The organism is Rhodococcus sp. M8, from assembly GCF_015654185.1.
GTDB classification, from domain to species: domain Bacteria; phylum Actinomycetota; class Actinomycetes; order Mycobacteriales; family Mycobacteriaceae; genus Rhodococcus; species Rhodococcus aetherivorans.
On the sequence record NZ_CP064065.1, the window covers coordinates 477,668 to 499,944 of the forward strand.

Genomic DNA, 22,277 nt, shown 5'->3' on the forward strand with positions numbered 1-22,277 from the left:
CCCTCCGAACCAGTCGGACCCGGTCCGACCTCACCTCGCCGGAAGGGGCTCCAATCGAATGAGCGGCCACTCCAAATGGGCCACCACCAAGCACAAGAAGGCGGCCATCGACGCCAAGCGCGGCAAGATGTTCGCGAAGCTGATCAAGAACATCGAGGTGGCGGCCCGGACCGGCGGTGGTGACCCGGCGGGCAACCCGACGCTGTACGACGCCATCCAGAAGGCGAAGAAGAACTCGGTCCCCAACGACAACATCGAGCGGGCCCGCAAGCGCGGCGGCGGCGAGGAAGCCGGCGGCGCGGACTGGCAGACCATCACCTACGAGGGCTACGGCCCCAGCGGTGTCGCCATCCTCATCGAGTGCCTCACCGACAATCGCAACCGCGCGGCGGGCGAGGTCCGCACCGCGATGACCCGCAACGGCGGCAACATGGCCGACCCCGGCTCGGTGTCCTACCTGTTCACCCGCAAGGGCGTCGTCGTGCTCGAGAAGAACGGCCGCACCGAGGACGAGATTCTCGAGGTGGTGCTCGAGGCCGGCGCCGAGGAGATCAACGACCTCGGCGACAGCTTCGAGATCGTTTCCGAGGCCGGCGATCTCATCGCTGTGCGGACCGCGCTCGTCGAGGCCGGCATCGACTACGAATCGGCCGACCCGGACTTCCGGGCCTCGGTCGAGGTCCCCGTCGACGCGGACAGCGCCCGCAAGGTGTTCAAGCTCGTCGACGCCCTCGAGGATTCCGATGACGTGCAGAACGTCTACACCAACGTCGACGTCTCCGACGAGGTCCTCGCCGAACTCGACGCCTGAGACGGACGGCTCCCGGCCGGGGCTGCGTGTCGATACCGCGACGCGCCGCCCCGGCCGCTATGCTCTCGAACAGTTGTTCGTAGCGGTCGAGAGGTGAACGGGTGCGCGTGATGGGTGTGGACCCGGGACTGACGCGATGCGGCTTCGGCATCGTGGACACCGGCCGCGGACGCGAGGTCGCCGCCGTGGCGGTGGACGTGATCCGCACACCCCCCGACCTGGAACTGCCGTCGCGGCTGCTGCGCATCTCCGCGGCCGCCGAGGACTGGCTCGACCGATTCCGGCCCGATGTCGTCGCCGTCGAGCGGGTGTTCTCCCAGCACAACGTCCGCACCGCGATGGGCACCGCCCAGGCCGGGGGAGTGGTGGCGCTCTCCGCTGCCCGACGCGGCATCCCGGTGGCGTTCCACACCCCCAGCCAGGTGAAGTCCGCCGTGACCGGGAACGGCTCGGCCGACAAGAAGCAGGTCACGGCCATGGTCACCAAGATCCTGGGCCTCGCCACCGCGCCGAAGCCCGCGGACGCCGCGGACGCCCTCGCCCTCGCGATCTGCCACTGCTGGCGTGCGCCCATGCTCGCACGCATGGCCGCCGCCGAGGCCGCCGCGGCCGAACAGAAACGACGATACGAAGCGCGGCTGCGGGAACAGGCCGCCGCGCGGAAGGCAGGTGCACGGTGATCGCCTCGGTGCGCGGGGAAGTGCTCGAGATCGCACTCGACCACGTCGTCATCGAATCCGCGGGGGTCGGTTACCGGATCCACGCCACGCCCGCCACCCTGGCCACGCTCCGCCGTGGCGAGGACACCCGCCTGGTGACGGCGATGATCGTGCGCGAGGATTCGATGACGCTGTACGGGTTCCCCGACCCCGACGCCCGGGACCTGTTCGGGTTGCTGCAGACGGTTTCCGGTGTCGGACCCCGCCTCGCCATGGCCACCCTGGCCGTGCTGGATCCGGATTCGTTGCGTGCGGCCCTCGCCGACGGCAACACCGCCGCCCTGACCCGGGTCCCGGGCATCGGCAAGCGTGGCGCCGAACGCATGGTCGTCGAACTGCGGGACAAGGTCGCCGCGTTCGCCGGAACCTCCGCCCCGGCCGCGGTGGTCGGCTCGCCCATGCGCGACCAGGTGGTCGAGGCTCTCGTCGGACTCGGCTTCCCCGTCAAACAGGCGGAGCAGTCCACCGACACGGTCCTCGCGGGTGACCCGCACTCCGACACCTCCACCGCGCTGCGTTCGGCGCTGGCCTTGCTGGGCAAGAGCCGATGATCGAGGACTTTCCCCCTGCGGGTGCCCCCGACGAGGCGCCGATGACCGCCGAGTACACCCCCGCCGACGGCGACGTCGAGGCGAGCCTGCGGCCGAAGAACCTCGACGACTTCATCGGCCAGCCTCGGGTGCGGGAACAGCTGCAGCTGGTGCTGCGCGGGGCGAAGCTGCGCGGCGGCACCCCGGATCACATCCTGCTGTCGGGCCCGCCGGGCCTGGGCAAGACGTCGATGGCCATGATCATCGCCGCCGAACTCGGATCGTCGCTGCGGCTGACGTCGGGCCCCGCGCTCGAGCGGGCCGGCGACCTGGCCGCGATGCTGTCCAACCTCGTCGAAGGCGACGTGCTGTTCATCGACGAGATCCACCGCATCGCGCGTCCCGCCGAGGAGATGCTGTACCTGGCGATGGAGGACTTCCGGGTCGACGTCGTCGTCGGCAAGGGCCCGGGCGCGACGTCGATTCCGCTCGAGGTCGCCCCGTTCACCCTCGTCGGCGCCACCACCCGTTCCGGCGCGCTGACCGGACCGCTGCGCGACCGGTTCGGTTTCACCGCGCACATGGACTTCTACGACCCGGCGGAACTTCAGCAGATCCTGCTGCGCTCGGCCCGGATCCTCGGCATCGACCTGGGCGAGGAGGCGAGCACCGAGATCGCCGGCCGTTCCCGCGGCACTCCGCGCATCGCCAACCGGCTGCTGCGCCGGGTCCGCGACTACGCCGAGGTCCGCGCCGACGGCATCATCACCCGCGAGATCGCGCAGGCCGCCCTGGCGGTCTACGACGTCGACGCGCTCGGCCTGGACCGGCTCGACCGTGCCGTGCTCGGCGCGCTGGTCCGCAGCTTCGGGGGCGGGCCGGTGGGCGTGTCCACGCTCGCGGTGGCCGTCGGTGAGGAACCCGGCACCGTCGAGGAGGTCTGCGAACCGTTCCTGGTACGGGCGGGGATGATCGCGCGAACTCCGCGCGGGCGGGTCGCGACCCAGGCCGCGTGGCTGCAGCTCGGGCTGACACCGCCGCCGGAGGCTGCTACCGGCGGCATCGAGGTGCGGGCCCGCGAACCGCAACCCGGCCTGTTCGACGACGAATGACCGGTCGGCCACCGGCGCCGGTACAGGAGCCGCGCCGGTAATGGCACACTGGTCTACTGCGCCGGTCCACGACCGCCGGCGCCCGATACCGGACGACTTCGAGGACTGACTTCAACGATGGAACTGCTCTTCCCGCTGCTGATCCTTGCCCTGCTGGTGCCGACGTTCCTCGGCATCCGGCGCCAGAAGAAGGAGATGCAGAAGACCGCGGAACTGCAGGACGCGCTGCGAGTCGGTGACCGGGTGATGACCACGGCGGGGCTGCACGCCACCATCGTCGCGCTCACCGACACCACCGTCGATCTCGAGATCGCTCCCGGCGTGGTGACCACCTGGGCCCGGGTCGTGGTCCGCGAGCGGGTCACCGAGCTCGGCTCGGCGACGGACGAGACCGGTGGCCTCTCGCTGGACAAGGGCGACGACACCGAGCCGCCCGCCGGCCGGCCGACCGAGCACTGAACGGTCGGACACCGACCGGTCGACACCCCGGCCGATGTGCGGGCCGCGCCGGGGGCCGCGCCCCGACGGGTGCGGTGGCCCCGTGACCAGCGCATCACTCACTCGCATCGAGGAGACTGACAGACCGTGGCACCTTCCAACGGATCGGTGCATCCAGTTCGCTCCCTCGCCCTGTTCGGGGCGATCCTGGTGGCGCTGTATGCCCTGATCTTCTTCACCGGGGACAAGTCGGCGACGCCGAAACTCGGCATCGACCTGCAGGGCGGCACCCGGGTGACCCTCACCGCCCGCACCCCGGACGGCAGCGCGCCCAGCCAGGACAGTCTCCGGCAGGCCCAGCAGATCATCGAGACCCGCGTGAACGGCCTCGGCGTGTCCGGCTCCGAGGTGGTGATCGACGGTGACAACCTGGTGATCACGGTTCCCGGCGACGACAGCTCGCAGGCCCGCACTCTCGGCCAGACCGCACGGCTGTACATCCGGCCCGTGATCGGTCAGCCCATCGCCAGCGCTAACGCCGCGCAGCCGGCGCCCACGCCCACGGACCCGCAGGCTCCCGCCCCCGCGACGCCGGCGCCCGACGCCGCCACGCCCGCTCCCGAACCGCAGGGCCGGCCCTTCCCGGCGCAGGATCCCACCGACACCCCGGCGCCCGCCACCGACACCCCGGCGCCCGCCACCGACACCCCGGCGCCCGCCACCGACGCCCCGGCGCCCGCTCCCGCTCCCACGGAGGACCTCGACCCGCAGGCCCGGGCCGCCGCGGACATCGCCGCCGCCAAGGAGACCCGGCAGAGCGAGGACCCGGCCGTCCTGCAGCAGGCCATGGCCACCCTGGACTGCTCGGCCGCCGACCCGCTCGCCGGCAACGACGATCCGGCAAAGCCGCTCGTCGCGTGCTCCACCGACGGCACCGCCGTCTATCTGCTCGGCCCGAGCATCATCGACGGCCAGCAGATCACCGACGCCTCCTCCGGCTACAACACCCAGCAGTCCCGCTACGAGGTCAGCCTCACGTTCGACTCCGAGGGCAGCAGCACCTGGGCGCAGTTCACCGCCGCCAGCATCGGCCAGCAGGCCGCGTTCGTCCTCGACTCCAAGGTGGTCAGCGCGCCCGTGATCCAGGGCGCCACCCCCGCCGGCAGCGCGACCTCGATCACCGGCAACTTCACCAACACCCAGGCCACCGAGCTCGCCAACACCCTCAAGTACGGCTCGCTGCCCCTGTCGTTCGCCGCGTCGGAGGCCGAGACGGTGTCTGCGACCCTCGGCCTGGCATCGCTCGAGGCCGGGCTGATCGCCGGCGTCGTCGGCCTGGTCCTCGTGCTGCTCTACAGCCTCGTCTACTACCGCATGCTCGGCGTGCTCGTCGCGCTGTCGCTGGTGATGTCCGGGCTCGCCGTGTACGCGGTGATGGTGCTGCTCGGCCGGTACATCAACTTCACCCTCGACCTCGCCGGCATCGCCGGCCTGATCATCGGCATCGGCATGACCGCCGACTCGTTCGTGGTGTTCTTCGAACGCATCAAGGACGAGATCCGTGAGGGTCGGAGCTTCCGCTCCGCTGTACCCCGCGGCTGGGCCCGGGCCCGCCGGACCATCCTGTCCGGCAACGCCGTGAGCTTCATCGCCGCCGCGGTGCTCTATGTCCTCGCGGTCGGTCAGGTCCGCGGCTTCGCCTTCACCCTCGGCCTGACCACCATCCTCGACGTCGTGGTGGTGTTCCTGGTGACGTGGCCGCTGGTGCACCTGGCGTCGACGTCGAAGTTCTGGTCCAAGCCGAGCGTGAACGGACTCGGCGCCATTCAGCAGGTCGCCCGTGAACGCCAGCTCGCGGCTGCCTCGGCGAAGGAGGCGTGACGATGACCGACACCACCACGACCGCACCCCGGCACAGCGTCCTCTCCCGCCTCTACACCGGCACCGGCGCGTTCGAGATCGTCGGCCGCCGCAAGTTCTACTACCTGCTCACCGGCGGCATCGTGCTGGTGGCGCTGCTGAGCATGCTGATCCGCGGCTTCACGTGGGGCATCGATTTCGAGGGCGGCACCCGCATCCAGCTCCCGGCCGCCGAGGGCGTCACCACCGAGCAGGTGGAGACGGTGTACTCCGACACCCTCGGCACCGAGCCCGTATCGGTGCAGACCGTCGGGTCCGGCGCGGGCGCCTCGATTCAGATCCGTTCGGAGGCCCTCGACCTCGAGCAGGTCCGGACCCTGCAGAACGCGCTGTACGACGAGTTCCAGCCGACCGGGCCCGACGGCGTGCCGTCGCGCGACGCGATCAGCGTCGCCGACGTCAGCGAGACGTGGGGCGGACAGATCACCCAGAAGGCCCTCATCGCGCTCGCGGTGTTCCTGGTGCTCGTCAGCATCTACATCGCGGTGCGCTACGAGCGGGACATGGCGCTCGCGGCGCTGGCCGCCCTGTTCTTCGACATGATCGTCACCGCGGGGGTGTATTCGCTCGTCGGATTCGAGGTCACCCCGGCCACCGTCATCGGCCTGCTCACCATCCTCGGCTTCTCGCTGTACGACTCCGTGGTGGTGTTCGACAAGGTCGAGGAGAACACGCGCGGCATCCTGCACCTGCATCGTCGGACCTACGCCGAGCAGGCCAACCTCGCCGTCAACCAGACCCTCATGCGGTCGATCAACACCACGGTCATCTCGGTGCTGCCGGTGCTCGCGCTGATGGTCATCGCGGTGTGGCTGCTCGGCGTCGGCACCCTCAAGGACCTCGCCCTCGTCCAGCTCGTCGGCATCGTGGTCGGCGCCTATTCGTCGATCTTCTTCGCGACTCCGCTGCTGGTGACCCTCAAGGAATGGCGCGGGCCGGTGGCCGCACACACCCGCAAGGTGCTCGCCAAGCGCGGCGCCGCCGAATCGCGGACCGTGCCCCCCGCCGGGGAGGCCGTCGGCGCGCACGCCGGCGCGACACCCGTGTCCGTGACCAAGCGCATCGGAGCGACCACGACGGCGGGCGCCGGCGCCGCGCCGGTGGCCGAGCGCACCCCCAGACCGGGCGTCCGGCCCACCGGAAAGCGCGCCAAGAGAAGGCACTGACATGTCGGCACCCGAGCACACACGTCGAGCCCGGCGCCGCCGGTCCGTCCGCGCGGCGATCGCGGGCGCGGCCGCCGCGGCGGCGCTCGCCGCGACCACCGTCGCCTGTGGCACGACGGAGGAGTCCCTGCCCTCCATCGGGTACGCCGTCGACAACACGGTGACCACCTATAACGCCAACACCGTGGACGGCGCCACCTCGGGAGCCCGGCAGGCCCTGGCCCGCGTGCTGCCCGGCTTCGGCTACGTCGATCCGGCCGGTCAGGTGATCTCCGACACCGACATCGGGGCGGCCACCGTCGTCTCGCAGGACCCGCTGACCGTCCAGTACCGGCTGTCCCCGGACTCCGTGTACTCGGACGGGGTGCCGATGTCGTGCGACGACCTGGTGCTGGCCTGGGCCGCCGCCAGCGGCCGATTCACCGCGCCCGACGCCTCGGGTGCCCCGGCGAACCTGTTCTCCGCCGCCCGGCGCTCCGGCTACGTCGACATCGAACGGATCGACTGCCAAACCGGGTCCAAGGACGCCACCGTCGTCTTCCGCGCCGGCCGCGCCTACGCCGACTGGCGAGCCCTGTTCGGCGCCACCGAGCTGATGCCCGCGCACGTCGCTGCCCGGGTCTCGGGGGTGCCCGACGTGGTCGCCGCCATCGGCGGTGGCGACGTCGAGGCGCTGCGCCGGCTCGCCGACTTCTGGAACACCGGGTGGAACCTGACCCCCGGCCGGCTGGACCTGTCGCTGCTGCCGGCCTCCGGCCCCTACCGGATCGAGTCGTTCACCGCCGAGGACGGGCTCGTCCTCGTCGCGAACGAACGCTGGTGGGGCAACAAGCCCGGCACCGACCGGATCGTGGTGTGGCCGCGCGGCACCGACGCCTCCGCGGCGGCCGCCGACGGCCGCGTCCACGTCGCCGACACCGGCACCGGGGCACTCGACCTGTCCCTCGGGGACGACGTGGAGACGACGGCCGCGGCGTCGCGCAACGTCGAGCAGCTCGTGCTGGGCACCGGCGGGGGCAGCCTCGGCGCCGCCGCCGCGCGCCGGGCGTTCGCGCTGTGCGTGCCCCGCTCGCAGTTGTTCGACGAGTTCGGCCGGGTCGGGGACGTGCCCGCCACCGGACTCGGTTCCGGGGCGACGTCGTCGCGGCTGCTGCCCGCCGACTCGCCGCTGTACCCGGGCGTGTCCGGGCCCGCAGCCCGCTACGACCGGACGGACACGACCGCGGCGCAGGCCGAGCTCGCCGCTGCGGGGACGGACCGCATCACCGTGCGGATCGGGTACCTCGGCCCGGACCCGCGCCGCGCCCGTACCGTCGAGCTGATCGCCCAGTCCTGTCGCGAGGCGGGCATCGAGGTGGTCGACGCCGCCTCGGACACGTTCACGCCGTCGCAGCTCACGGCGGGACAGGTCGATGCCGTCCTGGCCGGGACCGCCGTCGCGGCAGGGGCGGGAGGCACGGCCGACATGCAGGACGCGCGCGGCGCCCTCAACTCCGCGGCCGGCAGCAACGTCGGGCGCTTCGCCGACGCCCGCGTCGACCAGATCCTCGACGCCCTCGCCGTCACCACCGACGACGCCACCATCTCCGGTCTGGTGGGTGAGGCCGAGACGATCCTGTGGACCGCGATGCCGACCCTGCCGCTGTACGCGCAGCCCCGGGAGACGACCTTCGCCGGCGGCCTGCGTGCCGCCGTCGCCAACCCCAGCGCTGCCGGTGCGGGCTGGAACATGGACAGGTGGATCCTCAACAGATGAACAGCAATCCCGCCGGAGCGCACGCTCTGATCGAACGTGCCGCCACGGCGGTCACCGCCCGTACCCGCTGGGTCGACGACTTCCCGGCGCCCGGCGTCCGCTTCGCCGACCTGACCCCGGTCTTCGCCGACGGCGAGGCCTTCGGGGCGGTCATCGCCGCGCTGGCCGCCACCGCGCCGGACGCGGAACTGGTGGCCGGCGTCGACGCCCGCGGCTTCCTGCTCGGCGGCGGCATCGCCCACGCTCTGGGTGTCGGCGTCCTCGCGGTGCGCAAGGCCGGCAAGCTGCCTCCGCCGGTGGACACCCGCGAGTACTCCCTCGAGTACGGCACCGCGGCGATCGAGATCCCGCAGGATTCGGTTCGGTTGCGCGGGCGGCGGGTACTCGTCGTCGACGACGTGCTCGCCACCGGCGGCACCCTCTCGGCGACGGCGGAGCTTCTCGACGCGGCCGGTGCCCTGGTCGTCGCGGTGGCGGTGGTGACCGAGATCGAGGCCCTCGGTGGGCGGGCGCGGCTGGAAAAGTACCCGGTGACGTCATTGGTTCGGCTCTGAGAGCTAGAGTTGGCGCAGGTGCCGGTGGTTCCGGACGACGAGGAATGTGCGGCGGTGCGTCCGGTGTGCATCGGCGACGGGAGGTGTGGGCATGACCCAGAATCTTGATCGGTCCCAGAATTCCGGTCCGACCCCGACCTCGGCGTCCACGTCGGCCTCCCGCCGGGTGCGGGCGCGGCTGGCGCGCCGCATCACCGGGCAGCGCGGCACCACTCTCAAGCCGGTGCTCGAGCCGCTGGTCACGATCCACCGCGAGCTGTACCCGAAGGCCGACCTGTCGGAGCTGCAGCGCGCCTACGACGTGGCGGAGGAGCGGCACGCGTCGCAGAAGCGCAAGTCCGGCGACCCGTACATCACCCATCCCCTCGCGGTCGCGACGATCCTCGCCGAGCTCGGCATGGACACCACGACGCTGATCGCGGCGCTGCTGCACGACACCGTCGAGGACACCGGTTACAGTCTCGAGCAGCTCACCGCCGAGTTCGGCGAGGAGGTTGCCCACCTCGTCGACGGCGTCACCAAGCTGGACAAGGTGGTGCTCGGCACCGCCGCCGAGGGCGAGACCATCCGCAAGATGATCATCGCGATGGCGCGCGACCCCCGGGTCCTGGTGATCAAGGTCGCCGATCGGCTGCACAACATGCGCACCATGCGCTTCCTGCCGCCGGAGAAGCAGGCCCGCAAGGCGCGCGAGACCCTCGAGGTGATCGCGCCGCTCGCGCACCGTCTCGGCATGGCGACGGTCAAGTGGGAGCTCGAGGACCTGTCCTTCGCGATCCTGCACCCGAAGAAGTACGAGGAGATCGTGCGGCTCGTCGCCACCCGGGCGCCGTCGCGCGACACCTACCTGGCCAAGGTCCGCGCCGAGATCAACGCGACGCTCGCAGCGTCGCGGATCGATGCCACCGTCGAGGGCCGGCCGAAGCACTACTGGTCGATCTACCAGAAGATGATCGTCAAGGGCCGCGACTTCGACGACATCCACGACCTGGTCGGCGTGCGGATCCTGTGCAATGAGATCCGCGACTGCTACGCCGCCGTGGGCGTCGTGCACTCGCTGTGGCAGCCGATGGCGGGCCGGTTCAAGGACTACATCGCCCAGCCGCGGTTCGGCGTGTACCAGTCGCTGCACACCACCGTGATCGGCCCCGAGGGCAAGCCGCTCGAGGTGCAGATCCGCACCCGCGAGATGCACCGCACCGCCGAGTTCGGTATCGCCGCGCACTGGCGGTACAAGGAGACCAAGGGCAAACACTCGGGCGACGTCGCCGAGCTCGACGACATGGCGTGGATGCGGCAGTTGCTCGACTGGCAGCGCGAGGCCGCCGACCCCGGCGAGTTCCTCGAGTCGCTGCGTTACGACCTCGCCGTGAAGGAGATCTTCGTCTTCACCCCCAAGGGCGACGTGATCACGCTGCCGTCCGGGTCGACGCCGGTGGACTTCGCGTACGCCGTGCACACCGAGGTGGGGCACCGCTGCATCGGCGCGCGGGTCAACGGCCGGCTCGTCGCGCTCGAACGCAAGCTCGAGAACGGCGAGGTCGTCGAGGTCTTCACGTCCAAGGACCCCAATGCCGGGCCGAGCCGCGACTGGCAGTCGTTCGTGGTCTCGCCGCGCGCGAAGGCCAAGATCCGGCAGTGGTTCGCGAAGGAACGCCGCGAGGAGGCGCTCGAGGCCGGCAAGGACGCCATCGGCAAGGAGGTCAAGCGGGTCGGGCTGCCGCTGCAGCGCCTGATGAACGCGGACCTGATGCAGGCCGTGGCCAAGGAACTGCGGTACGCCGACGTGTCGGCGCTCTACACCGCGGTCGGTGAGCACCACGTCTCGGCGCACCACGTCGTGCAGCGCCTCGTCGCGCTGCTCGGCGGGGTCGGTGGCGTCGAGGAGGAGCTCGCGGAGCGGTCCACCCCGTCGTCCATTCCGACCCGGTCCCGGCAGAGCGGTGACTCCGGCATCCTCGTGCCCGGCGCGCCGGGCACGGTGTCGAAGCTGGCCAAGTGCTGTACGCCGGTGCCCGGCGACGAGATCATGGGCTTCGTGACCCGCACCGGCTCGGTGAGCGTGCACCGCACCGACTGCACCAACGCCGGATCCCTGCAGCAGCAGTCCGAGCGGATCATCGAGGTCAAGTGGGCGCCGTCCCCGTCGTCGGTGTTCCTCGTGGCCATCCAGATCGAGGCGCTCGACCGGCACCGGCTGCTCTCGGACGTCACCAAGGCACTCGCCGACGAGAAGGTGAACATCCTCTCGGCGTCGGTGACCACGACCGGCGACCGGGTCGCGGTGAGCCGCTTCACGTTCGAGATGGGCGATCCCAAGCACCTCGGGCACGTGCTCAACGTCGTCCGCAACGTCGAGGGCGTCTACGACGTGTACCGGGTGACCTCCGCGGCATAGAGGGTCCGCGGCGTAGCAGGATCGGCGACCCCACCTCGCCCATCCGCACGTCGCGGTCCGTCAGCCGACGCTAAGCGCATGCTAAGCGCGCTGCGCGATCGTTCTCCTCGCCGGACGGTCCGGCACATCCTGACAGAGGAGAACGCATTGCGTAACACCGTCATCACCGCCATTTCCGCCGAGGGTGCGGAACTCGACGAGGCGCGCCTCGCGACCGTGTCCGGCGGTCGCGCGTGCGAGGATCGGTCGAGCAAGACGATCGACATGTCGACCGGCGCGGTCGGTACCGATCAGGACTTCTGACGGACCGAGGACGCCGGGTGGGGAGGCGACTCGCCTCGCCCACCCGGCGCTCGTCCGTCGACCGATCCGATCCGATCCGCCCCGAGGAACAGCTCATGAGCGCGCATCCCGCCCGCATCCTGGTGCTCACCCAGCCGGGTGACCCGCACGCAGACCACGTCGTCGACCTGTTGCGCCGGCGCGACGCCCGGGTCGTCGTGTTCGACCCCGCCGATTTTCCTGTCCACGCGTCGATCTCCGTCGGCTACACCGCCGGCGGTGCGGTCCGCCGCACCCTCGACCACCGCGGTGGGCGGATCGACCTGTCCGCCGTCGACACGGTCTGGTTCCGCCGCCCACGCAACCCGCGGGCGCACCCGGAGGTCACCGCCCCGGCGGTCCGCGAGTACGTCGAAAGGGAATGCGAGGCAATGACCTCCGCGCTCTGGGACGATCTGGACTGTCTCGCGGTGCCGGGAACGCGGGCCGCGATCCGGCAGGCGGCCCGCAAGACCGCCCAGCTCACCCTGGCCGGCCGTCTCGGGTTCGAGCTTCCGCCCACGATCGTGACCACCTCCCCGGACGAGTTCCTCGATTTCTGGGACCGGCACGAGGGGCAGGTGATCAGCAAACCGCTCGACCGGCCGTTCCTGATCGACGGTGACGACGGCTACTTCCGCATGTGCGAGCCTGTCACGACGACGGACCTGGGGTACGCGGAGGCGATGCGCCTGTGCCCGATGATCGTGCAGGGCTATGTGCCCAAACAGATCGAGGTGCGGGTGACGGTGGTCGGGCAGCGGGTCCTCGGCGCCGCCATCCACAGCCAGGACAGCAACCACACGCGGCTCGACTGGCGCAGCTACGACCCTTCCACGACCCGCTACAGCCGGCACGAGTTGCCGGACGCGCTCGCCGCGTTGTGCCGCAGTCTGGTGGCTGAGCTCGAATTGCAGTACGGGACAATCGATCTCATACTCACTCCGGACGGCCGCTACGTGTTCCTCGAGATCAACCCGTCGGGACAGTGGTTGTGGATCGAGGACGCGACGGGTCTGCCCATCTCCGACGCACTGTGCGAGCTGCTGCTCGACGGTGCCCGCCTCTCCCGGCGCCCCGCCGTCCAGGGGGTGCCCGCATGATCGCCCCGGCCGGCGCGGCGCTCGACGACGCTGCTCTCGGGCAGGCGCTGACTCTGCTCGCGCGCCTCAACACCGACCCGGTAGCGGCCGGGTCCGCGGAGGAACTGCTGGCGGCCCTGCGGGCGGAGCACCCCGGACTGCGCCTTCGCCTGCTCCGGCACCGGGAAGCCTACGGGGACACCGTGCAGTTCGGCCTGCTCGTCTCCGGGCCCCGCGGTGGCACCGTCACGCTGTCCTGGGCGCCGCCGTCGGAGGTGCCGTGGATGTTGCGCGGCGCGCAACGCAGCGCCGAATCGATGCTGCTACGCGTCAACGGCGAGGCGCTCGACATCCAGCACGCGATGGCGTATCTGGACGTGATGTGGGAGCAGACGGCCCTGCTCGACCGACTCGTCGACGTGTGTCTCGTCCAGCAGGAACTCGCCGAGAACCCGGTGACGCTGACCGACGGTGAGCTGCAGGACGCCATGGACGCCTTCCGTCGCGCGCGCGGCCTGCTGACCCCGGCGGCGACCGCTGCATGGATGGCACGGCGGCACCTCGACCACGCGGCGCTCGAGGAGATGGTGGCACGCGAGGCCGCCGTTGCCGCGCTGCGCACGCGGGTGACGGTCGACCGCGTCGACTCGTGGTGCGCGGCGCACCGATCGACGTGCGACCGGCTCCGGATCGCCCGCGTGCGCTTCGCCGACCGCGCCGCCGCCGAGCGGTTCGTCGCCGCGTTCGCCGAGCGGCGACGCACCTGCGGCACAACGGCCGACGCGTTCGGCGCGGCGCTGACGGCTGTCGCCCCGTCCCGTCCGCTGGGGGCCGAGCTGATGGAGCGGACCGTGGCCGACCTCGACCTCGGCCTCGGCTCCGGCCTGGCCGATGCGGTCGCGCCCGGTACGCTGCTGCCGCCGCGGGCGGTCGGAACGGAATGGGAAGTGGTACAGGTGCTCTCGCGCGCCGCCGCGTCCGAGTCGGACCTGCTGGAGCAGGCCTCGAGGCGGTTGTTCGACGAGTGGCTCGCCGACCGGCGCCGCACCGCCCGGATCGAATGGTTCTGGGGCGAGGCGGAGAAGACGCCGCGGTGACGCGCCGCATCCGGCCGCTCGCTCAGACCGGGATGTCCGATTGCGGCGCGGCGTGCCTGGCGATGATCTTCGCCTACTTCGGCGTCCCACGCGGCGTCGCGGACCTCGTCGACGAGCTGGGGGTTTCCCGCGACGGACTCACCGCCCTGGCGCTCGTGCGATGTGCCCGCGGCCACGGGCTCGACGTCCGCGCCTTCGGCCGCTCCGCCGACGCCGTCGCCGGGGGCGGTGCACAGCTGCCCGCCGTCGTGCACTGGGACGGCAACCATTTCGTGGTGGTCGAACGGTGCACGGAGCGGCACGTGCACATCGTCGATCCGGCGCGGGGACGCCGGCGCCTGACCCGGGCACAGTTCCGCGACGGGTACTCGGGCGTGAGCATCGAGTTCGGCCCCGGCGACCCGTCGGTCTATCCGCCGCCGGCCCCGCCCGCCTCCCGGCGACGAACGATGCCGGCCCGGTTCCTGCACGGCCACCGCGCACTGCTCGCGTCGGTCGTGGTGGCCTCGATCGCGTTGCAGGCGATCGGGATGACGCTTCCGGTGGTCTCGGCGATCCTGGTGGACCGGGTCCTGCCGAGCGCCGACCGCCCGCTGCTGTACGCCGTGGTCGGTGCGACGGTCGTCGCGTGCCTTGCGCACGGTGCGGTCGGGGTGGTGCGCAGCCGGATGCTGGAGGCGCTGCGCCGGCGCGCCGACGGTGAGCTCACCGGCGCCGCCGTCGCGCACCTGCTGGCATTGCCGTATGCATACTTCGCTCGCCGGGGAACCAGTGACGTGGTGCAGCGGGTCTCGAGCGTCGGGGCGATTCGGGAGCTGCTCACCGGACCCGTCGTGGCGGCGGTGCTCGACGGGCCGTTGGCGCTGACGTACCTCGCTCTGCTGCTGTGGTGGGCGCCGATGCTCGGCGTCACGCTGATGGTGCTCGCGACGGTGCAGATCGTCCTGATCGTGGGCACCGGCCGCCGGGTCGGTCAGCTCGGTCAGGAGGAGTTGCGCGCGCACGCCCTCGCCGAGGGACGCCTGCTCGAGACCGTGAACGGCATCGAGACGGTGAAGGCCTCCGGTTGCGAGGCGGCTGCGGCCGCGCAGTGGCACGCTCTGTTCACCACCGCCCTGGACGCGGCGTCGCGCAGCGGCCGCCTCGAGGGTGTGGTCGAATCGCTGGTGGCCGGTCTCAGGGTGGCGGCGCCCGCGGTCCTGATGATCGTCGGCGTCGTCGGCGTGCTGGACGGACGGCAGACGCTCGGCGCCATGATCGCCGCGAACGGGGTCGCGCTCGCCGCGCTCGCCCCGCTCGGCTCGGTGGTGTCGGTGCTGCAGCGGCTGCAGTTCGCGGCGGCCCACCTGGCCCGGCTGCGGGACATCGTCGACAGCGACGTCGAACAGCACGGCCGGAGCGTGCGGCCCGCCCCGGCACTCAGCGGCGCGATCTCGCTGCGCGGTGTCGGATTCCGGTACGACCCGCGCTCGCCGTGGGTGGTGCGCGACATCGACTGCGACATCCCCGCCGGGTCGACGGTGGCGCTGGTGGGACCCTCCGGCTCCGGCAAGAGCACCCTCGCCCGCCTGCTGCTCGGACTCTACGAGCCGACGGAGGGACGGGTGCTGTTCGACGGACACGACGCCGCGGACCTGGAATCCCGTTCGCTGCGCGCCCAGTTCGGGGTGGTGACGCAGAACAGCGCCCTGTTCACCGGGACCGTCGCGCAGAACATCGCCGCGGGACGGGCGGAGGCCTCCCTCCCCCGCATCGTCGAGGCCGCGAAACTGGCGCACATCCACGACGCGATCGTCGCCATGCCGATGGGATACGAGACGATGCTGCGGGACGGGTCGGGCCTGTCCGGTGGGCAGTGCCAACGGATCGCGCTTGCGCGGGCGGTGCTCGGCGCGCCCCGGGTGCTGTTGCTCGACGAGGCGACCAGCGCCCTCGACGCCGCGACCGAAGCGTCGGTCGTGGCGTCGCTGGGAGGGCTGCGCCAGACCCGGATCGTCATCGCGCACCGGCTCAGCACCGTCCGCACCGCAGATGTGATTCTCGTGCTCGACGACGGCAGGATCGTCGAAAGGGGCGGCCATCACGAACTGCTGAGCCGGGACGGGCGGTACGCGGAACTCGTCGCCCTGCAGACGCGGTAGGTTGCCGGCCGCACTCACCCGGCCGCACTCACCCGGCCGCACTCACCCGACCGCGACGATCCGCATCGGGATCAGGGGGCGCCCACCGCCCAGGGGACTCGATCCGTCGTCGCCCGCCGCGGCGACCTCCTCGAGCGCCCGCAGGCCGGGTTCTCCGACGGTGCCGAACACCGAATACTGCGGCTGCAGCAGGGAATCGCCGAACACGAGCAGGAACTGACTGCCGTTGCTGTCCCGGTGCCCGGCGTTGGCCATCGCGACGGTGCCGCGCGGATACACGACGGGGGACGGCAGATAGCCGTTCTCCCCGCGGACGACCGTGACGGGGTACTCGTCGGCGAACGTGTAGCCGGGCCCTCCCGTCCCGGATCCGGTGGGGTCGCCGCACCGGAACATCTGCATCCCCGGTTCGTCGGTCACGTGATGGCACTCGGTCCCGTCGAAGAAGCCCTGCCGGGCGAGGCCGACGAAACTCTGCACCGCACACGGCGCTGCGGCGCGCTCGAGGACCAGCGGGACCGGACCCGCGGAGGTCGTCAGCGTCAGCTCCACCGTCCCGGTCGCGGGCACGGACGTCGACGCGGGCACGGTCGCCGTCCCCGCGGCCGGCCCGGTGGCACGGAACGCGCAGGCGACGGTGGCGGCCGCCGGTTCCGGCCGCGGCGGCATCGCAACATAGGCGGACGGGTCGAACCCGGGGGAAGTGGCGGCCGCGGTGGTCGTCGCCCGCAGCGCGGCAGGGGCGGGCCCGGTGTCGGAAGCGGCACACGCCGCAGCCGCGAGTGCTGCGCCGAGCGTCGCGGCCAGGCGCGCAGCAATGGAGGTACCTGAGGTCACAGACACGGCACAGTAGACGATCCCGTCACAATCCGACAGACCCCTGCCGGCGGCGGGGACGCGAACGCCCCGCCCACCGGCGGGTGGGCGGGGCGTTGGGAGACGCGCAGGATCAGTCCGTGCGGACGGCGGTCAGCGTCGTCGGCGCCGCCGGTGGTCCGTCGGGTCCGCCGCCGTCCACCCCGGCCGCGGCGATCTCGTCGAGGGTCACCAGGCCGGTCTCGTCGATGGTGCCGAACACGGTGTACTGCGGCGGCAGGATCGAATCGCCGTAGACCAGGAAGAACTGGCTGCCGTTCGTGCCGGGGCCGGCATTGGCCATCGCGAGCGTGCCCCGTGGGTAGATCATCGGATTCTGCGCCTGCGGATCTCCGGCCGCGTACTGGTCGGTGGGGAACTCGTTGGCGAACTCGTAGCCCGGTCCGCCGGTACCCGTGGCGGTGGGGTCGCCGCACTGCAGCACCGACAGCGTCGGGTCGGTCGTCAACCGGTGGCAGTCGGTGTCGTCGAAATACCCCTGGGAGGCCAGCGACAGGAAGCTGCCGACGGTGCACGGGGACAGCTCGCCCCGCAGGGCCAGTCCGATGTCGCCCTGGGTGGTCGCCACGGTGACGTCGGTGTCGGTGGTGGGGACGGCCTCGGCGCGCGGCGGCTGCACCGGCTTCACGGCCGGTCGTCCGTCGGACGGGTACGCGCAGCTCACCGTATCGGGCAGCGGCTCGGCCCGCTGGGCGGGCAGGGCCGGGAAGTCGGACAGCGACGGTGCGGACGTCGGTGCCGAGGCCGCGGTGTTCGACGTGGACGTCGCGGACCCGTCGTCCGGGTCGCCGGAGCAGGCGGTGAGCAGCAGCGCCACACCGACCCCGGCCGCGGCGGCCCGGGCAGCGCCGGATCGGGTACGGGTCATCAGTCCATCCTCACACTGGTCAGGGAGATCGGCTGGGCCGGCGCGCCGTCCTGGCCGCCGCCCTCGACCCCGGCGGCGGCGACCGTGTCGAGGGTCGCCAGGCCGGTCTCGTCGATGGTGCCGAACACGGTGTACTGCGGCGGCAGGATCGAGTCGCCGTACACGAGGAAGAACTGGCTGCCGTTGGTGCCGGCGCCGGCGTTGGCCATCGCGACGGTGCCGCGCGGGTACGTCAGCGGCTGCGTGGCCGCCGGATCCTCGGGCGCGTACTGGTCGGTGGGGAACTCGTTGGCGAACTGGTAGCCGGGGCCGCCGGCGCCGGTGCCGGTCGGGTCGCCGCACTGCAGCACGGCGAGCGAGTCGGACGTGGTCAGGCGGTGGCAGGCGGTGTCGTCGAAGTACCCCTGCGACGCCAGGGACAGGAAGTTGTTGACCGTGCACGGGGAGGTGTCGTTGTGCAGGACCAGGCCGATGTTGCCCAGGGTGGTCTCCACACTGACGCTGATGTCGGTATTGCCCTCACCGGTGGTGAGGATGCCGTCGGTGCGCGGCGGCTGCACCGGCCTGGCCGGTTCGCCGCCGGGCGGGTACGCACAGTTCACCGATTCGGGCAGCGGTTCCGACCGGCCCGCGGGCAGCGCCGCGAACTCGGTCTGCGCCGGGTCGGTCGTCTCCGACGCCGCGGTGGAGGCGGCGTCGTCGCCGCCGCGGCCGAGCACCCAGATGCCGACGCCCGCCGCGACGACCGCGGCCACACCGAGCGCCGACAGACCGATGGTCAGCTGGCGGCGCTTGCGCGCCCGCTGTGCCCGCCGTTCGAGTTGCCGCTCGAGTTTGCGTTTGGCGGCCTGGCGCCGCTGTGCGTTGCTCGGCACTGCAGTAGTCCTCCCGTAACCGATCGTCGTTGCCGGTCCCAGCGTCGCCGCTGGAACCCGGCTCGAGCCGGATCGAGTCTGCCACCCCAACCTGAGAACCGGGCGACGGGGAGCCCGGCCTAGGCTGTAGGGGCCACGCGAAGGCCCACACCGTAGGAGCGATGCCCGTGCTCGTCACCGGATTCCCCGCCGGGATGTTCCAGACCAACTGCTACATCCTCGCGCAGGACGACGCGAAGGAATGCGTCGTCGTCGACCCCGGGCAGGATGCCGCCGAGCCCCTCGCCGACTTTCTCACCCGGTCCGGACTGACGCCGCGCGCGGTGCTGCTCACCCACGGGCACCTCGACCACATCTGGTCGGCGCAGGCCGTCGCCGACCGCTACGACATCCCGGCCTATATCCATCCGGACGACCGCTACATGCTGACCGATCCCGGGCGCGGCATCGGCCCGACGTTGAAGCCGTTCCTCGAGGGCGCCGAATTCGCCGAGCCGCGGACCGTGATCGAACTGGCCGACGGGGACGAGATCGAGCACGCCGGCATCCGGTTCGCCGTCGATCACACCCCGGGGCACACCCAGGGCTCGGTGGTGCTGCGCACCCACGCGACGACCCCCGACGGCGACGACGTCGAGATCGCCCTCACCGGCGACACCCTGTTCCAGGGGTCGATCGGCCGCACCGACCTGCCGGGTGGCAACCACGAACAGCTGCTCGCGTCGATCGCGGCGAAACTGCTCGTGCGCGACGACGCCACCGCGATCCTGCCCGGCCACGGCCCGTCCAGCACCATCGGCCAGGAGCGGGTGTCGAACCCGTTCCTGGTGGGGCTGGCCGGCTCCCGCTGACCCGGCCCGGGCCGGCCCGGCCTCCGATCCACCGACGAGAGAAAGCAGCGACAGTTGAGCAAGCCCTCCACGTTCTCGGCGCCCAAGGGTGTACCCGATTACGTCCCCCCGCAGTCCGCGGAGTTCGTCGCCGTGCGCGACGGGCTGACCCGCGCGGCGCGGCTGGCCGGCTACGGGCACATCGAGCTGCCGATCTTCGAGGACACCGGACTGTTCGCGCGCGGCGTCGGCGAGTCCACCGACGTCGTCAGCAAAGAGATGTACACGTTCGCCGACCGCGGCGACCGGTCCGTCACGCTGCGCCCGGAGGGCACCGCGGGTGTGATGCGGGCGGTGATCGAGCACGGCCTCGACCGTGGCCAGCTGCCCGTCAAGCTGAGCTACTCGGGCCCGTTCTTCCGGTACGAGCGCCCCCAGGCCGGCCGGTACCGCCAGCTGCAGCAGGTGGGCGTCGAGGCGATCGGCGTCGACGATCCGGCCCTCGACGCCGAGGTCATCGCCGTCGCCGACGCCGGATTCCGCAGCCTGGGCCTCGAGGGGTTCCGCCTCGAGATCACGTCCCTCGGCGACGAGACGTGCCGCCCGCAGTACCGGGAGTTGTTGCAGCAGTTCCTGTTCAAGCTGGACCTGGACGAGGAGACCCGCCGCCGCGCCGAGATCAACCCGTTGCGGGTGCTCGACGACAAACGCCCCCACGTGCGGGAGATGACGGCCGACGCGCCGCTCATGCTCGACCACCTTTCCGACACGGCCAAGGCGCACTTCGACGAGGTGCTCTCGCATCTCGACGCGCTCGGCGTGCCGTACACGATCAACCCGCGCATGGTGCGCGGCCTCGACTACTACACGAAGACGACGTTCGAATTCGTCCACGACGGGCTCGGCGCCCAGTCCGGGATCGGTGGCGGCGGCCGCTACGACGGCCTGATGGCGCAGCTCGGCGGCCAGCCGCTCTCCGGTATCGGCTTCGGGCTCGGCGTCGACCGCACGGTCCTCGCGCTCGCCGCCGAGGGCAGGACCGCGGGCAGCCCCGCCCGCTGCGAGGTGTTCTGCGTGCCGATGGGCGAGGCCGCCAAGTCGACGCTGGTGCCGATCGCCCACCGGCTGCGCGCCGCCGGCATCCGCGTGGACCTGGCGTACGGCGGTCGCGGCGTCAAGGGCGCGATGAAGGCCGCCGACCGTTCCGGTGCCGTGGTCGCGCTCGTGCTGGGGGAGCGCGAACTCGAGGCCGGCGAGATCGTCGTCAAGGACCTGCGCACCGGCGAACAGCACACCGTGCCGCTCGACGACGTGGTCGCCCGGGTCGGGGACGTCGTTGCCCGCACCTGACCCGTCGGCCCGTCCCGCGCCGACCCGTCTGGACCTGATCCCCACGCGGGTGCTCGCGCCCCGCGCCGGGAGAGTCGCGGTGTTCTCCCTCCTGATCGGCGTGGTGGCCGGTCTGCTGGTGTACCTGGTGTCCAGCCCGCTGGTTGCGGTCGTGTTCGGTGTGCTCGTCGGGGTGCCGCCCGCGGTGGGCGCCCTGGCGGTGCTGCGCCGGCACCGCTGGATCGACGGCACCACGGTCACCGCGAAGGGGGCGCTGCGCACCCGGCGGGTGGAGCTGCGCAACCTCGCCGGGGTCGAGCTGGTGGTGTCGGCGCTGCGGGTGAGTCAGGTGGTGTTGCGGCTCAACGACGGGGATCGGCTCGTGTCGGTTCCGCTGGCGTTGTACGCGAACGGCGGCTGCCGGGAGCTCGACGTACTGGCGTTGCGCCGACTCGCCGACGCGCTGGCGGCGAGCGAGCTGGCCTCGGCCGCCGCGATGTCGTCGGTGCTGGTGGAGCAGCTGCGGGCGGAGGCCCGCGACGCCGGGCTCGAGCAGCGGCCGCTGTACCGGGCGGTGCTGCTGGCCCGTGACGCCGGGCGCGTGCCGCAGACCACGCTCACCGACCACGAGGTGGCCTCGCTCGTCGAGTGAGCGCGGACCGATTGGGCTGTGGGTACCCCGGGTATGCGGGGCGCATGATCTCGCTGCACTCGGTGTTCTCCGGGCCGTTCCGAGCCGCCTCCGCGCTGCGCGGGGCGCGGGTGTTCCATCCACGTGGGGTGCTCTTCCGGGGCGTCGCGGAACTGGATTCGCGATGGTGGCCGGTTCCGGCACCGGCGCGGGTGCCGGTCACCGCGCGGCTGTCCGGCGCCGTGGGCACGCCCGACGGCGTGCCCGACATCCTGGGTCTGGCGTTGCGGTTCTCCCTCGAGGACGGCCCGTGGGACATCCTGCTCGCCACCCTGCACGTGCCCACCAGGGCGGTCCTGCTGCCGGCCCGGGGCTGGTCGACCGCGCGGTACGGCTCCCTGATGGCCTATCGCACGAATGTCGACCTCGCGCCGCGGTGGATCTTCGCGTTCCCGGAGGGCGACCAGCCGTCCTCGACGTCCGTCCTGGAACTGGCCCGGCACGGCGTCCCTTTGCTGTTCTCGTTGCACGTGGCCTCGGCCCGTGGGCCGCTCGTGCCGGCCGGCCGCGTCACGCTCGAGTCCGCGGTGCCCGCCTCCGACGAGGCCCAGCCGTCGTTCGATCCCGTGCTCAACCACCCGGCGGCCGTCGAGCTGTGGCCGCGCTGGCTCGTGCCGTTCCGCCGCGACGCATACCGCGGCAGCCGCTCGGGACGCGGGGCATCCGACGCGTCCGCGCGGAGCGGTTTCCTCGACACCGCCGGAACGTAGTAGCCGGGGGTGCAGAGCAACTCTGCACCCCCGGCCTTCGTGGGCCGGACCGG

21 protein-coding genes are annotated in these 22,277 nt (G+C 71.8%); 18 read left to right on the forward strand and 3 right to left on the reverse strand.

All coding sequences use genetic code 11. The features are described from left to right. Positions 1–58 precede the first annotated feature (58 nt). From ISO16_RS02225 to ISO16_RS02290, 14 genes are all read left to right on the forward strand, one after another. Positions 59–811 (forward strand): YebC/PmpR family DNA-binding transcriptional regulator, encoded by a 753-nt coding sequence (locus ISO16_RS02225; RefSeq protein WP_006941030.1) that lies wholly within the window; start codon positions 59–61, stop codon positions 809–811. 101 nt (positions 812–912) lie between these two features. Further along, positions 913–1,491 (forward strand): crossover junction endodeoxyribonuclease RuvC, encoded by a 579-nt coding sequence (ruvC, locus tag ISO16_RS02230; RefSeq protein WP_006941029.1) that lies wholly within the window; start codon positions 913–915, stop codon positions 1,489–1,491. Next, a complete protein-coding gene (gene ruvA / locus ISO16_RS02235; protein ID WP_006941026.1) occupies positions 1,488–2,081 on the forward strand; it encodes a Holliday junction branch migration protein RuvA in 594 nt (197 codons plus the stop codon). The genes ruvC and ruvA overlap by 4 nt, the downstream gene beginning before the upstream one ends. A 41-nt stretch (positions 2,082–2,122) precedes the next feature. Continuing rightward, positions 2,123–3,172 carry a Holliday junction branch migration DNA helicase RuvB gene (gene ruvB, locus ISO16_RS02240; protein WP_373867520.1) on the forward strand — a complete coding sequence of 350 codons (1,050 nt, stop codon included), beginning with the start codon at positions 2,123–2,125 and terminating at the stop codon, positions 3,170–3,172. A 117-nt stretch (positions 3,173–3,289) separates the two neighbouring features. Further along, positions 3,290–3,631 carry a preprotein translocase subunit YajC gene (yajC, locus tag ISO16_RS02245; RefSeq protein WP_050035146.1) on the forward strand — a complete coding sequence of 114 codons (342 nt, stop codon included), beginning with the start codon at positions 3,290–3,292 and terminating at the stop codon, positions 3,629–3,631. Positions 3,632–3,757: 126 nt separating this feature from the next. Further along, the gene (gene secD, locus ISO16_RS02250) at positions 3,758–5,491 is read left to right on the forward strand and encodes a protein translocase subunit SecD (protein ID WP_072635172.1); all 1,734 of its coding nucleotides are present in this window, start codon (positions 3,758–3,760) and stop codon (positions 5,489–5,491) included. A 2-nt stretch (positions 5,492–5,493) separates the two neighbouring features. Then, entirely contained in the window at positions 5,494–6,696 is a 1,203-nt protein-coding gene (gene secF, locus ISO16_RS02255; RefSeq protein ID WP_006941022.1) for a protein translocase subunit SecF, read from the forward strand. A 1-nt stretch (position 6,697) separates the two neighbouring features. Continuing rightward, the gene (locus ISO16_RS02260; RefSeq protein WP_072635173.1) at positions 6,698–8,452 is read left to right on the forward strand and encodes an ABC transporter substrate-binding protein; all 1,755 of its coding nucleotides are present in this window, start codon (positions 6,698–6,700) and stop codon (positions 8,450–8,452) included. Continuing rightward, positions 8,449–9,006, forward strand: a complete 558-nt coding sequence (locus ISO16_RS02265; RefSeq protein ID WP_043798151.1) for an adenine phosphoribosyltransferase — start codon at positions 8,449–8,451, stop codon at positions 9,004–9,006. The genes ISO16_RS02260 and ISO16_RS02265 overlap by 4 nt, the downstream gene beginning before the upstream one ends. A gap of 91 nt (positions 9,007–9,097) precedes the next feature. Next, entirely contained in the window at positions 9,098–11,404 is a 2,307-nt protein-coding gene (locus ISO16_RS02270) for a RelA/SpoT family protein (RefSeq protein WP_006941018.1), read from the forward strand. 147 nt (positions 11,405–11,551) lie between these two features. Continuing rightward, entirely contained in the window at positions 11,552–11,707 is a 156-nt protein-coding gene (locus ISO16_RS02275; protein WP_006941017.1) for a putative ATP-grasp target RiPP, read from the forward strand. Positions 11,708–11,802: 95 nt separating this feature from the next. Then, the gene (locus ISO16_RS02280) at positions 11,803–12,828 is read left to right on the forward strand and encodes an MvdC/MvdD family ATP grasp protein (RefSeq protein ID WP_230304462.1); all 1,026 of its coding nucleotides are present in this window, start codon (positions 11,803–11,805) and stop codon (positions 12,826–12,828) included. Next, entirely contained in the window at positions 12,825–13,904 is a 1,080-nt protein-coding gene (locus ISO16_RS02285; protein WP_072635175.1) for a TIGR04500 family putative peptide maturation system protein, read from the forward strand. Before ISO16_RS02280 ends, ISO16_RS02285 begins: the two co-directional genes overlap by 4 nt. Further along, positions 13,901–16,045, forward strand: coding sequence for a peptidase domain-containing ABC transporter (locus ISO16_RS02290; protein WP_072635176.1), 2,145 nt, complete (start codon positions 13,901–13,903; stop codon positions 16,043–16,045). Before ISO16_RS02285 ends, ISO16_RS02290 begins: the two co-directional genes overlap by 4 nt. Before the next feature lie 42 nt (positions 16,046–16,087). On the opposite strand, the gene ISO16_RS02295 is transcribed toward ISO16_RS02290, so the two are convergent. The 3 genes from ISO16_RS02295 to ISO16_RS02305 all read right to left on the reverse strand — a co-directional run bounded on the left by ISO16_RS02295 (position 16,088) and on the right by ISO16_RS02305 (position 18,664). Continuing rightward, positions 16,088–16,882 carry a peptidylprolyl isomerase gene (locus ISO16_RS02295; protein WP_072635177.1) on the reverse strand — a complete coding sequence of 265 codons (795 nt, stop codon included), beginning with the start codon at positions 16,880–16,882 and terminating at the stop codon, positions 16,088–16,090. A 112-nt stretch (positions 16,883–16,994) separates the two neighbouring features. Continuing rightward, positions 16,995–17,789 carry a peptidylprolyl isomerase gene (locus ISO16_RS02300; protein ID WP_072635178.1) on the reverse strand — a complete coding sequence of 265 codons (795 nt, stop codon included), beginning with the start codon at positions 17,787–17,789 and terminating at the stop codon, positions 16,995–16,997. Next, positions 17,789–18,664, reverse strand: coding sequence for a peptidylprolyl isomerase (locus tag ISO16_RS02305; protein ID WP_072635179.1), 876 nt, complete (start codon positions 18,662–18,664; stop codon positions 17,789–17,791). The genes ISO16_RS02300 and ISO16_RS02305 overlap by 1 nt, the downstream gene beginning before the upstream one ends. A gap of 167 nt (positions 18,665–18,831) precedes the next feature. On the opposite strand from ISO16_RS02305, the gene ISO16_RS02310 reads away from it, so the two are divergent. The 4 genes from ISO16_RS02310 to ISO16_RS02325 are packed head-to-tail and all read left to right on the forward strand — an operon-like array spanning position 18,832 to position 22,224. Further along, on the forward strand, positions 18,832–19,515 hold the full coding sequence (locus tag ISO16_RS02310; protein WP_006940999.1) for an MBL fold metallo-hydrolase: 684 nt from the start codon (positions 18,832–18,834) through the stop codon (positions 19,513–19,515). A gap of 54 nt (positions 19,516–19,569) precedes the next feature. Next, positions 19,570–20,844 carry a histidine--tRNA ligase gene (gene hisS / locus ISO16_RS02315; protein WP_006940998.1) on the forward strand — a complete coding sequence of 425 codons (1,275 nt, stop codon included), beginning with the start codon at positions 19,570–19,572 and terminating at the stop codon, positions 20,842–20,844. Beyond that, positions 20,831–21,475 carry a hypothetical protein gene (locus ISO16_RS02320; protein WP_373867521.1) on the forward strand — a complete coding sequence of 215 codons (645 nt, stop codon included), beginning with the start codon at positions 20,831–20,833 and terminating at the stop codon, positions 21,473–21,475. The genes hisS and ISO16_RS02320 overlap by 14 nt, the downstream gene beginning before the upstream one ends. A gap of 44 nt (positions 21,476–21,519) precedes the next feature. After that, positions 21,520–22,224 (forward strand): hypothetical protein, encoded by a 705-nt coding sequence (locus ISO16_RS02325; protein WP_006940995.1) that lies wholly within the window; start codon positions 21,520–21,522, stop codon positions 22,222–22,224. The last annotated feature ends 53 nt before the right edge of the window (positions 22,225–22,277 follow it).